At 47.4% G+C, this 13,217-nt stretch carries 9 protein-coding genes; 8 read left to right on the top strand and 1 reads right to left on the bottom strand.

Translation table 11 applies throughout. The features are described from left to right. Nucleotides 1–305 precede the first annotated feature (305 nt). From betI to L5M28_RS00915, 6 genes are all read left to right on the top strand, one after another. Nucleotides 306–911: a transcriptional regulator BetI gene (betI, locus tag L5M28_RS00940; RefSeq protein WP_263196269.1), complete on the top strand. Its 606-nt coding sequence runs from the start codon at nt 306–308 to the stop codon at nt 909–911. After that, nucleotides 902–2,365, top strand: coding sequence for a betaine-aldehyde dehydrogenase (gene betB, locus L5M28_RS00935; protein WP_263202135.1), 1,464 nt, complete (start codon nt 902–904; stop codon nt 2,363–2,365). Before betI ends, betB begins: the two co-directional genes overlap by 10 nt. 9 nt (nt 2,366–2,374) lie before the next feature. Continuing rightward, nucleotides 2,375–4,060 (top strand): choline dehydrogenase, encoded by a 1,686-nt coding sequence (gene betA, locus L5M28_RS00930; protein ID WP_263202133.1) that lies wholly within the window; start codon nt 2,375–2,377, stop codon nt 4,058–4,060. 543 nt (nt 4,061–4,603) lie between these two features. After that, entirely contained in the window at nt 4,604–5,821 is a 1,218-nt protein-coding gene (locus L5M28_RS00925; protein ID WP_263202132.1) for a BCCT family transporter, read from the top strand. A 14-nt stretch (nt 5,822–5,835) separates the two neighbouring features. After that, entirely contained in the window at nt 5,836–6,540 is a 705-nt protein-coding gene (locus tag L5M28_RS00920; protein WP_263202129.1) for a TorF family putative porin, read from the top strand. A gap of 102 nt (nt 6,541–6,642) precedes the next feature. After that, nucleotides 6,643–7,119: a MarR family winged helix-turn-helix transcriptional regulator gene (locus L5M28_RS00915; RefSeq protein WP_006080852.1), complete on the top strand. Its 477-nt coding sequence runs from the start codon at nt 6,643–6,645 to the stop codon at nt 7,117–7,119. 111 nt (nt 7,120–7,230) lie between these two features. Here L5M28_RS00915 and L5M28_RS00910 read toward each other — a convergent pair whose 3' ends face one another. Beyond that, on the bottom strand, nt 7,231–7,860 hold the full coding sequence (locus L5M28_RS00910) for a peptidylprolyl isomerase (protein WP_173497052.1): 630 nt from the start codon (nt 7,858–7,860) through the stop codon (nt 7,231–7,233). 566 nt (nt 7,861–8,426) lie between these two features. Here L5M28_RS00910 and malQ point away from each other — a divergent pair. Together malQ and glgB are read left to right on the top strand one after the other, a co-directional pair. Then, the gene (malQ, locus tag L5M28_RS00905; protein WP_263202127.1) at nt 8,427–10,853 is read left to right on the top strand and encodes a 4-alpha-glucanotransferase; all 2,427 of its coding nucleotides are present in this window, start codon (nt 8,427–8,429) and stop codon (nt 10,851–10,853) included. A 128-nt stretch (nt 10,854–10,981) separates the two neighbouring features. Further along, a complete protein-coding gene (gene glgB, locus L5M28_RS00900) occupies nt 10,982–13,216 on the top strand; it encodes a 1,4-alpha-glucan branching protein GlgB (protein WP_263202125.1) in 2,235 nt (744 codons plus the stop codon). Nucleotide 13,217: the final 1 nt, after the last annotated feature.

The following is a 13,217-nucleotide window of genomic DNA, read 5'->3' as shown; positions in this document are numbered from 1 at the left end:
AAATCTAACAGTGGTTAAACCTCATGAATACTCTCATTTGTAGCATTAACTCCAATTAATTAGTTTGATATCTAATATTAATTTATGCGTGCTGCTGTGGTTGTGGTAGGGCCGTAAGTCAAAGAAATCTATAAATTTATCTTGTTTTTACAGATTAATTCTTTTTTAAATAACTAACTTTTGAGCTTTGTCACTGTGCTATTTTAGGTTGATAGTTACATCACTAATCATTATCATGATTGTTAATTGAACGTTCAATTAACGTCGTTCAGAGTATTGAGAGAGTGGTTATTCCTTGAGTATTTATGCCTAAAACCGCCATGAAATTGATACGCAGACAGCAGCTTATCGATGCGACATTAGCATCGGTTGCCTTGCATGGATTGCAGCACACGACCATCAACAGCATTAGTCAGTTGGCGGGGATGTCGTCGGGGATCATCAGTCATTATTTCAGTGGTAAGCAGGGCTTGATCCAAGCGACGCTGCGCCACTTGCTTGAGCAGTTAAAGCAAGCGTTGCTCAATCGAATCCAAGGACAAGTGTTGGCGCCAATAGAGCGCTTAATGATGATAGTTGAAGCGAATTTTACCGAGTTACAGCGCTCGCGAAATGTCACTCACACTTGGTTGAGTTTTTGGGCACAGGCCGTCCACGATCCCCAGTTAGCCCGTTTGCAGAATATCAATAGTCGCCGCTTATACAGCAACTTACATTTTTCCTTTCGGCACGTGTTGCCCAAAGAGTTTGCCCTGATGGCTGCTAAGCAAACGGCGGCGATGATCGATGGATTCTGGTTACGCAGCGCCTTAAGTGAAACCCCTGAGCAGGATTTTGTTCAGGCCGAAAAATTATGCAAAACCTTTATCCACAATGTGATAAAGCAGCATGGAGTCAAAACATGTCAGTAGAAGTACAGTACAACTTTATTGCGGGTCAGCTGCTCGCTAACGACAGCGGCGAAACCTTCGACGTCGTCAATCCTGCTACTGGGCAATTGGCGTATCGAGTGCAAGTGGCCGATGAAAAAATTCAGCAAGCGGCCATCGAGAGCGCCAAAAAAGGCTTTGCGATTTGGTCTGCCATGAGCGCCACTGAACGCAGTCGCATTCTGTTAAAGGCGGTCGCATTATTGCGTGCTCGTAATGATGAACTCGCGGCAATCGAAGTGCGCGACACAGGTAAACCTTGGCAAGAAGCCTCAGTGGTTGATGTGGTCACAGGCGCAGATGCTATCGAATTTTTCGCCCATATTGCCCCAGGGCTTGAAGGCGCGCAGCAGCAAGTCGGTGGGGATTTTTATTACACCCGCCGCGAGCCCTTAGGCATTTGTGCTGGCATTGGCGCGTGGAATTATCCATTGCAAATCGCCTGTTGGAAGGCCGCACCTGCCTTAGCTAGCGGCAATGTGATGATTTTTAAACCTTCGGAAGAAACGCCGCTTGGCGCACTGAAATTAGCGCAACTCTTAAGTGAGGCGGGTTTACCTGATGGCGTATTTAACGTCGTAATGGGCGATGGCAAGGTTGGCGCTTGGTTAACGGGGCATCCGGATATTGCCAAAGTGTCCTTCACGGGCGAAGTCGGTACTGGCAAGAAAGTCATGGCCGCGGCGGCAAGTTCATTAAAAGACGTCACTATGGAACTCGGTGGTAAATCACCGCTTATCGTATTTGACGATGCCGATATCGATAATGCCGTTTCAGGTGCCATGCTCGGTAACTTCTATACCCAAGGTGAAGTCTGTACTAATGGGACGCGGGTGTTTGTCCATGAGTCAGTTTATGCACGCTTTATCGAAAAACTGCTTATGCGTACTCAAACCAATATTGTGGTGGGCGATCCTATGGCGCCAGAGACTAACTTTGGCGCGTTGATCTCCAAAGATCATCAACAAAAAGTGCTCGATTACATTCAGCAAGGTATCGATGACGGCGCAACTTTGCTCACTGGTGGCACAGCGTTAACGCCAGATAATGCACCCAATGGTTACTTTGTCGCCCCAACCATTTTCACCGATTGCACCGACGAGATGCGTATCTGTAAAGAGGAAATCTTTGGCCCTGTGATGTCGGTACTCACCTTTAAAGGGGAAGCGGAAGTGATTGCTCGGGCAAACAATACCGCTATGGGCTTGGCCGCTGGGGTGTTTACCCAAGATATCAGCCGTGCCCATCGGGTCATTCATCAGTTACAGGCGGGTATTTGCTGGATCAATGCCTATGGCGCCTCGCCAGCCGAAATGCCCGTGGGAGGTTATAAGTTGTCGGGTATTGGCCGTGAAAACGGTAGTGAGACACTCAAGCATTACACCCAAGTTAAAGCCGTTTATGTGGGTCTGCAGCCCTTAGAAAGCCCATTTTAAGGAGGCATTTTGACTCAGTCATTAGAGCAAAAATATTATAACTACATCATAGTTGGTGCAGGATCAGCGGGTTGTGTGCTTGCCAATCGCTTGTCTAAGGATCCTAAAAACGAAGTGCTGTTATTAGAAACCGGAGGCAGCGATAAGAGCATCTTTATTCAAATGCCTACAGCGTTATCAATTCCGATGAACAGCCCTAAATATGCTTGGCAGTTTGAAACTGAGCCTGAGCCGTATTTAGATAATCGCAAGATGCATTGCCCTCGGGGCAAGGTGCTTGGCGGTTCATCGTCGATCAACGGCATGGTATACGTTCGTGGTCATGCCAGGGACTTTGATGAGTGGCAGGCGCAAGGGGCGACCGATTGGGATTATAGCCACTGCTTACCGTACTTTAAGAAGGCGGAAACCTGGGCCTTTGGTGGTGATGAGTATCGCGGTGAGTCAGGGCCGTTAGGGGTGAATAACGGCAATCAGATGCAGAATCCGCTATACCAAGCCTTTGTGGATGCGGGCATTGCGGCGGGGTATTTATCGACCGCCGATTATAATGCGGCGCAGCAAGAAGGTTTTGGCCCTATGCACATGACGGTCAAAAAAGGCGTACGCTGGTCAACCGCCAATGCCTATTTACGCCCAGCGATGGCCAGACGTAACCTCACGGTTGTGACCCACGCTTTAGTGCATAAAGTGTTATTGGAAGGACAAACAGCCGTTGGCGTTCGCATTGAACATAAAGGTAAAGTTGAAGATATTCGTTGTAACAAAGATGTGATTTTAGCCGCGGGTTCAATAGGTTCCCCGCATTTGTTGCAATTATCTGGCATTGGCGATCCCCAAATATTGGCTGATGCTGGGGTCGAGTTACAACATGAGTTACCCGGTGTTGGTCAGAATTTACAGGATCATTTAGAGTTTTATTTCCAATTCAAATGCCTTAAACCGATTTCACTCAATGGCAAGTTAGATCCTTTTAACAAGTTCTTAATCGGTGCTCGGTGGATTTTAGATAGATCCGGTTTAGGGGCCACGAATCACTTCGAGTCCTGTGGCTTTATTCGCTCAAAAGCGGGTCTCGAGTGGCCGGATTTACAGTACCACTTTTTACCTGCGGCCATGCGTTACGATGGCAAAGAAGCCTTTGCGGGTCATGGGTTTCAGGTACATGTGGGCCATAACAAGCCTAAGAGTCGTGGTGCCGTGACTTTAGTGTCGGCAGATCCTAAAGCGCCGCCCAGAATTCAGTTCAATTACCTACAGCATCCCGATGATATTGAAGGCTTTAGGGCCTGCGTGCGCTTAACCCGTGAAATCATCAATCGAGCGCCATTCGATGAGTATCGCGGTGAGGAAATTCAACCCGGCATACAAGTGCAAACCGATGCGCAAATCGATGCCTTTGTGCGTCAATCGGTTGAGAGTGCTTATCATCCTTCTTGTTCGTGCAAGATGGGCATGGATGCGATGGCTGTGGTGGATCCCGAAACCCGCGTGCATGGATTGCAGAATTTACGGGTGGTGGATTCTTCTATTTTCCCGACTATCCCGAACGGCAATTTGAATGCGCCGACCATAATGTTGGCTGAGCGCGCCGCGGATCTGATTTTAGAGGCTGAGATGTTAGCGCCAGCAGACTGTGCCGTTGTGCTTGCCGACGCTTGGCAAACCACACAAAGAAGCGCAGCTACAAGTTAACGCCATAAGTGCACAACATGCCTGCTCGGTCCGTCCTATAGGCGGACTGGCGGCTTCAATGTTAAGTGACGCATTAATTGGGCTTTGTTTCCTAAAAGCACAAATAACTACAGAGTGCTTCCTGAGCGCCAGCATGGCGCTTAAAACCCTTGTTTCATCGTCAGTCGTTTATCTGTAATCAGAATATTATTTTGATTTAAACCCGAAAAACATTGGATTTCACTATTAGGAAACAAAGCCCATTAATTGATGACTCAAAACTCATTAATTGATTACTGAAAATAAGGCTCATGATTCATTTTATCTAAAGGGTCGGTCAGCCCGCAGTGAGTGTGCAAATGACCGCTTTCACGACTGATCATCTATCAGGGTTTAACTATCGCGGAGTATTTTTAAGTAGCGATATTTAAGGCTTGAGGGCAGAACGTTGCCTTTAAAAATGGTTCAGTTTTTATTATTAAATAAAAACATGGAGTTACATTTTATGGGTTTATATCCAGATGCCGACTTATACCCAGTATCGACTGGGACGGAGTGCATCCTATGACCTGGTTATTATCCGCTGGGATACTGTTCACTTTTACCGCGATTGCGTTTGTGATTTACCGTTGGGGCAATATTCGCTGTATCGGCGTGACGCCTGTGCGTACTTTTACCTTTATCGCGATTCTGTTTACCTCAGGACTTGATGTTGGCTTGATCATGTTTCCGCTCACCGAGTTTGCGGGTTACGCCAATGTGGCGGCGAGTCCTGAATATGGCTTTAGTAATCCGCTGGCGATTGAGTTTGGCTTCTGGGCCTTCTTGATTTGGAGCTTCTACTTTTTAACCTGTTTTTATTTTTGTGTCATCGAGCCTAGGGTGAGATTCTTCGATATTCCTTGGGTTAAGTTCATCAATAATATCGTAATTATTGGCACCTGCGCCTTTACCGCCTATTTGCTATTGAGCAATTTACCTTGGTACTTACCCGAATTAGGTGATGGCGAAACCATAGTCGGTAGCTTTTATTTAATCGTATTTATGGTGATTGCCGCGGCGGTATATTCCAGCACTAGCATACGTTATGTGCGTATTTTGAGCTTAGCCAGCACTTGGTTATTTTTAGGCTTGATTGCCATGATGTGGGCCAGTGCATTTTTATCGGCTGACTCAAGTGTGGGCGAGTTCTTTACGACCTTTGCCATGCTGGGCGACTATTTCGGCAATATTCAACATTTTGTTTTACCCATCAACGACTACCATGAGTTTTATCTGTTCTGGTGGTTTGCGTGGAGCATTATGATTGGTCAATTTACCTCGCGCTTTGTCGGCGGGATGAAAACCTACCAAGTGCTGCTGGCCATGATGGTGTTTCCGTCTATTCCCATCGCCATCTGGTTCACCGTGCTTTATTACTACAGCGCCAATGGGTTAGATACCTCGGGCTTCTATAATCTGGCGATGGTGATTGTAGGGGTGACCTTTGTGATTAATTCACTCGACTCACTGGTACGCCTGTATACCGACAATCTTAATCTGACGATTGAGCGTTTAGGCAAGCTTAAATATGTCAGCTTTAACTTAGTGTTGCTCTGCAGTCTGACATTACTCTTTCAATTAGACTTTCTTCAAATTCAATGGGTTGGTGCAATCGCACTGGGCCTGATCTTTAGCTGTTTTGGTTACATCATGATGACGCAATTGCAAACTGTTCGTGCCATTGAGCGCTCGCCAAAAGAGAACAAAATCGACTTTACTAAAATTGAGCTAGCCAACTAATGGAAAAATTAATAATGAAATCAAAATGTTTTTATCTTGTCGCCGGCGGATTGTTATTGGTGTCAACAGCGGCCAATGCCGGATTATCGGCCACTGTGACGGCGACGTCGGATTACACTTTTAACGGTGTCAGCCAAACGGACAACGGCCCAGCGCTGCAAGGCAATTTGGATTACGGTTTTGATTCGGGATGGTATGTGGGTGGCTTTACGTCGAACGTCGACTTTGGGAGAAACGACAGCACTTGGTTGGAACTCGATGCCTATGCGGGTAAGTTTTATCAGCTCAATGAGCAACTGAGTTTCGATGTCGGACTGGCTTATTACACTTACCACGGCGAGTCGTTTTCCGATGACTACAACTATCCTGAGCTGTATAGCAAGTTAGGATATGATAGTTCACTGGGTCACTCTGAGGCTAAGTTGACCTATACATGGGATTACTTTGGTTTGGGTGGTGAGCATTACACTATGTTGCTTGGCCATACTGTCAGTGTCGCTGAAGGACATGATATTCGCTTTAGTGTCGATCGCTCGACATCACTTGATGAGGATAAATGGTCATGGGATGGTGGCAAATCTTTTAATCATTTCCGTATCGCCTATCTGACCAACTGGAGTGGCTTCGATTTTAGCCTTGCTGCCGAAGATACCAGCATGAACTTAGATACCAGTGACGAGCGTTTAGTGTTGTCGGTATCGCGTCAATTCATGTTGTAATCTAAGGGACTTTTACCATAAAAGTGCCTCCTCTTGGTGAGTTCAGTCGCGCTTTCTGGTAAGGTGCACTCGTTGCTTAGAATGGGGAGAATGAAAAGAACGATGGAAAAGTACGAACAACTGCTTATTTCGCTGCGCCGAGTGATACGCGCTATCGACATTCATTCTCGCCAGCTGAACAAACACTCAGGTTTAACTGGGCCGCAATTGATGGTGATGCAGAAAATCGCCCAATTGGATGCGCCATTGGCGAAAACCGTGGCGGAAGAAATTACGCTCAGCCCTGCCACCGTGACGACCATTATCGATCGACTCGAGGGCCGTGGTTTAGTGATCCGTCTGCGCAGTGAGACTGACAAACGTAAGGTGCATTTATACCTTAGCGATGCGGGACGAGCGCTGTTACAGGACTCTCCTAAACCGTTACAGGATCATTTTATTAAGCGTTATCAGAATCTTGAAGAATGGGAGCAGAGCCAATTGCTCTCAGCCGTTGAGCGTATAGCGACTATGATGGACGCCGATAAAATTGATGCGGCGCCTATGCTCTTGGTAGGGAAGATCCAAGGGGATGAGTAATCGTTTAGCTCATGCTTTAAATTGATTAGATTTTAAAATGAAAAAGCACTGAATCTTCAGTGCTTTTTTGCTTTTAGTTAGATGTCGTTTAGCTGTGCGTCTTTTAGATGCTTAAGCAGCAGGGCAGCTTGTTTTAGCAACAGAGTTAATCAGGATTTCTTGCACTGGCGTATTAGCAAAACCACCGCTGTTTTTTGTCGGTACTATGCTGATCTGATCCGCCACATCCATGCCGTCGACCACTTTGCCAAACACGGCATAACCATAATTACTCGCAGACGCATCCAAATGTGGATTATCTAACACATTGATAAAGAACTGTGATGTTGCAGAGTTAGGATCATCCGTGCGAGCCATGGAGATAGTGCCACGTTTGTTGCTAATACCGACTGCGGCTTCATTCTTGATGGGCGCATCGCCTGGTTTGCTTTTGAGCCCAGTGGTAAAACCGCCGCCTTGGATCATAAAGTTATTAACGGTTCTATGGAATAAGGTGCCGTTATAGAAAGACTTATCAACATACTGCTTAAAGTTTTTACCTGTGATTGGCATGTTAGTTAAGTCAATGGCAAGTGTGATATCGCCTTTTGTGGTTTTCATCAAATAACACACATCCGCAGCTAAGGCTGGCGGCGTGGGATCGGGCGTCGGTGGCGTCGGCGTTAAATCACCATCTGTACTTCCTTCACAACCCGTCAAGGCAATGCAGCCGACAAATAGTAATCCTGATAACTTCTTCATTTCATATCCTTATTCTCAATCATCATTGGGGTGTTTTTGCTTTAGCATTCCATGGGAGCGAGCCACTGGCGTATATGCGAGGGCATATCAGGTTCCATGAATTTAATGTTGTTATTATGTTTCTATGCTGTAGCGAAACGAGATGTTGACAGAGGAGAGATAGGCTGTTCAAGTTATAAAACGCAATTGATACAAAGTGTTGCACTGATGTCTGTGGTTAATATGTCACCTGACGTATTTGTTAGTATTAGTCTGAACGCAATGACATAAAAATGACTTACGCTTGTCATGTTATTTCTATCCCTTTGCTCTTTACTTATTGCATGCTTTAGGAGCCATGCTTGCCCTCTTGCTGAACGCATGCCCCAATTTAGTGCATTCCACTCTTTATATCCTGATAGCTACTGAGCGCCAACTTAACTGAGTGCTTCTAGTAAGTTACTGATTTTTTGAAAAAGTTTTTTGTTATTTCTCTGAAATATTTATGTCATCTTCTTGTTACTTTTCGTTGGCATGGTTACTGTATATCTAAAGCTATGGATGAGCGGTCGCGGGGGCGACAAAATATGGGGCTGGAAAAGTTGCTGTATTTGCGGGGAGTTGGAGCAGAATTTACTGATTGTTTTGGCCAAAATATCCATATTTCTGAGGTAGACAGGCAAGGTATCTTGACCTGTATGTTACAGGAAAAAAACAGCGTGGCAGGGACTGCCATTGATGCTCCTGCTACAGAAGCGTTATCGAGTGATGCTGGGCTGACCTGTGTCGATGCGGTATTGACCGAAGCACTGATCGCGTCGCAAATTGATCTACTGGATGCCCGTCCTTGGACTCAGGTGCTACCTGAATTCCATTGGTGTTTTGTGGATGAACCTTGGATAAGCCTTTGTTTACCGGAAACCTATACCTCAGATCTGAGTGTGGCGATTGAATGCGAACAGGGTGAGTCCATCGTATTCGATGTGCCTTTCTCGGCGCTTAAGTCCATTGGCGATTACCGCATTGAACAAACGCTTTATCTACACTATCGCCTTGATCTTACGCAACTGGGATTCGCACGCCTCGATTTAGCTGAGGCCAAGACCCAAGCTTTCCCTGACAACTTAATGCCCGCCGAGACTGAAGCGGTGAATTTAGCGTCCTATTTCCTGAGCAGCCAAGAGTTCACTAACAAGCCTGCCTTAATCAAAAACCAAGACTCATTTGCACATGCAGCTGACAAAAATGTGAGTGATTTCTCAGTGTTAGGTTTGGGCTTTCATCGCATAGCTTTAAGCTTAAAGCATGCTCTATCGACCAGTGCACCAGCGCCAAGCTCGGCGCTAGAGAGCAGTGCGACGGCTGAGGCTGATACTCGTACTTTGTTCTCTGGTACCTTAATGGTGGCGCCGCGGGCCGCTTACCAAGGCGTACTCACGGCTGTTGCCCAAGGTAAACGCCATAAACCTTGGGGGATCAGCGTCCAACTCTACAGTTTGCGCAGCGAGAGCCAATGGGGCATTGGCGACTTTGGTGATTTAGAACAACTGATCGGGCTGGTGGCGGCGCAGGGCGCGGATTTTATTCAACTCAATCCCTTGCATGCCCTCGATATCGCGGCGCCAGAGCATCCGAGTCCCTATAGTCCGTGCGATCGCCGCAGACTTAATCCTCTTTATATTCAATTACAAAGCGTTCCTGAATACCAAGCTCTTGCCACTGAATTTTCAAGCGCTACTTGGGTAGAGGCTATCGCCTTACTGAATCGTGATAATTGGCTCGATTATCCTAAAGTGAGCGAGCTGAAATACCGTGCCTTTGAGCAGTTATATCGCGTTTTTTGTGACACGCATCTGGCGAACGACACGCCCAGAGCGCAAAGATTCCATGAGTTTGTGCGTGAGCAGGGCAGTGCGCTACAAGAGTTTGCTCAAGCGGAATATTTGCGTAGTCCTAAAGCGTTTGTGCAAGAGGAAGGTTTCTATCTTTACCTGCAATTTGTGGCTGAAAAGCAGTTACACCTCTGTCAGCTAAAAGCTAAAGAGGTTGGGATGGGGCTGGGATTGATCCGTGATTTGGCCGTCGGTGCAGCGCTGCAGGGCAGTGAAGTACAGGCTAATGCCGAGCAGTTTTGTTTGAATGCCAGCATAGGTGCACCGCCCGATCCCTTTGCACCCCAAGGACAAAATTGGGGCTTAACGCCACTCGATCCTGTGAAGTTAAAACAACATAATTTCAGTCATTTTATCGCCTTGATCCGCGCCAATATGGAAAGCTGTGGCGCCTTGCGTATCGATCATGTGATGGGCTTACTGCGACTCTGGTGGTGGCCGCTGGATAAGCAACTCGGTCACGGTGCCTATGTGTATTATCCCGTCGAAACCTTGCTCGCCATCGTTTGCCTTGAGAGCCAACGTGCCCGCTGTGTGGTGATTGGTGAAGACTTAGGACTCGTGCCACCGGACATTATTCATCGTCTCTACACTTCCGGCATTTATTCCAACGAATTGTTCTATTTTTGCAAAGATCATCAAGGCTTTAAATCACCGGATCAATACAAGTCCCAGAGCCTGATGATGCTGGCGAACCACGATGTGCCGACTTTAGTGGCTTGGTGGTGCGGCAGCGATTTGCATCTGCGTCGACAGTTATCCCTGTTTGAAACTGACGAACAATTGGGCGAGGCGCTCGCGGGGCGTGAACATGAAAAGCAGCAACTGATTTCACTGTTAGTCGCTCAAGGTCTGTTAGCCGAGGTGACGATAGCCGAACTCGATATTCAAACCTTACTCACGGCTTGGATGACCTTAGGAGCTCGCGGCAATAGTGCGCTATACAGCGTGCAACTGTGCGATTTATTAGCCGATCGCCATGCGGTGAACATTCCCGGTACTTGGCTCGAATATCCAAATTGGCAGCGTCGCCTGCCGCTGAATTTAACGCAAGTGTCGACTTCGCCAGAGATACTGCAGCGATTACAAAATATCGCTGTGGCGAGACAGCTACCGAGCTAAATCTAGCACCAGCGAAAGGCTGCCTAAGTCGCACCACATTATGCCATCCCTAAAGATGAGATTATTAGGGGGGATGTGGGTAAAGAGTGCCAATTTGCAAGTTTAATTGACTGATAAACGGAAGAAAAATGATGACTCAAGCCAATGCCTATTTCTACGATGGCGCCGACGTCGCCCTACTTAATGGTCAATACACTGATGTTTTTTCGCTTTTGGGTATGCACAGTGCCAACGAGGGTAAGGCATTAATTGTTCGTTGTTTTTTACGCAATGCCCTCAGTGTGGATGTGATCAGCATTAAAGATGGCCGCAAAGTAGCGAGTCTGGACAAAGTTAACGAGCAGGGATTGTTCGCCGGTACGCTGGGGCGACGCGTCAAACCGTTTCTCTATTTGCTGCGGGTAGAATACCCCCTGTGTCAGCTAGATATAGTCGACCCTTATCAGTTTGATTCACTGCTCAATAGTGACGATATTTACCTGTTTGGTGAAGGCAGCGCCGAGCGCGCCTATGAGTTTTTAGGCGCCAACTGGCGTCAGACCCAAGGCGTTGAAGGTGTGCATTTTTGTGTGTGGGCACCCAATGCCAAACGGGTTTCTGTGGTGGGGGATTTCAATCATTGGGACGATACTCGCCATGTAATGCGCCAACATCTTGCCAATGGTTTGTGGGAGCTATTTCTGCCCAATGTGGTTGAAGGCGCCCACTATAAGTTTGATTTGGTTTACCAAAATGGTGAGCGTCATACCAAGTCCGACCCCATGGCGACTCAAATGGAATGCGCGCCCCATAATGCTTCTATCGTGCCCCCAAAAGCCCATCACAGTTGGAATGATACCGCTTGGATGAGTAAGCGAGCGGCGACAGCTTGGCATAAAGCGCCCATGTCGGCCTACGAAGTGCACTTAGGTTCGTGGCGTCGTAAGGGGGATCAAGGCGAGCAATATCTTGATTATAACGACTTGATTGAGCAGCTGATTCCCTATGTGAAGGAGCAAGGTTTTACCCACATTGAACTGATGCCGATCAGCGAGTTTCCCTTCGATGGTTCGTGGGGATATCAGCCTGTGGGTCTCTATGCACCGACCCACAGATTTGGCGATGCCAATGGGTTAAAAGCCTTTGTGGATGCCTGCCATCAGGCGGGAATTGGTATCATCCTCGATTGGGTGTCGGCGCATTTTCCTAAGGATCCCCACGGCTTAGTGCGTTTCGATGGCACTTGTTTGTATGAGCACGAAGATCCTCGCAAGGGCACACATCCCGATTGGGATACCCTGATTTATAACTATGATCGCGGTGAAGTGCGCAGTTTCTTGTTGAGTAATGCCTGTTACTGGCTGCGGGAGTTTCATTTCGATGGCCTGCGTCTCGATGCCGTGTCTTCTATGTTGTATCTCGATTACAGCCGCGAGCCGGGCCAATGGCTGCCTAATGCCTATGGTGGACGGGAGAATCTCGAGGCCATCAGTTTCTTACAAATTTTGAATCAACGCCTATACCAAGCTTTCCCCGGCATTTGCATGATCGCCGAAGAGTCCACCGCCTTTGCGGGGGTGACTAAACCGACGGATCAGCAAGGTCTCGGCTTTGGCTTTAAATGGAACATGGGCTGGATGAATGACAGCTTAGGCTACTTAGGCCGAGATCCGCTTTACCGCCAATTCCACCATCATCAATTGACCTTCAGTTTGATGTACGCCTATACCGAGCAATTTATGCTGTCCGTGAGTCACGATGAAGTGGTCCATGGTAAGGGCTCGTTGCTGCATAAGATTCCCGGTGATGATTGGCAGAAATTTGCAACTCTGCGTGCCTATTACGGTTTTATGTGGGGGCATCCAGGTAAGAAATTACTCTTTATGGGCTGCGAGTTTGGTCAGCGAAATGAGTGGAACCATAACCAGAGTTTAGATTGGCACTTATTGGCTTACGAGCCGCACCAAGGCGTCCAGCGTTGGCTTAAAGATCTCAATCACTTATATCAAAAAATGCCAGCCTTATCGGTTCAGGATTACGAGGGCGCAGGATTTAGTTGGCTAGATTGTGAGAATAGCCGCGACAGCATCTTTACCTTTGTGCGTTACGGTTTAGCAGGTGATGCGCCGTTAGTGTTTGTCATCAACATGACGCCTCAATTGCACACTGGGTTCCGTATTGGTTTGCCTTTGGCGGGGGATTACCGCGAATATCTTAATAGCGATAGCCAGATTTATGGTGGCAGTAATCAAGGTAATGCGGGCACTGTGGTTGCTGAGCCGCTGTCGTGGCAAGGAATGGCGCAGAGCGCGCTGATCACTGTGCCACCCTTGGGTTGCCTAGTGATAGGGCCTGCGTTAACCGGATTGGCTGAGGCGAACTAGC

The organism is Shewanella sp. SW32 (assembly GCF_025653365.1).
Taxonomy (GTDB): Bacteria; Pseudomonadota; Gammaproteobacteria; order Enterobacterales; family Shewanellaceae; genus Shewanella; species Shewanella oncorhynchi.
This window is presented reverse-complemented; position numbering and strand designations above follow the sequence as displayed.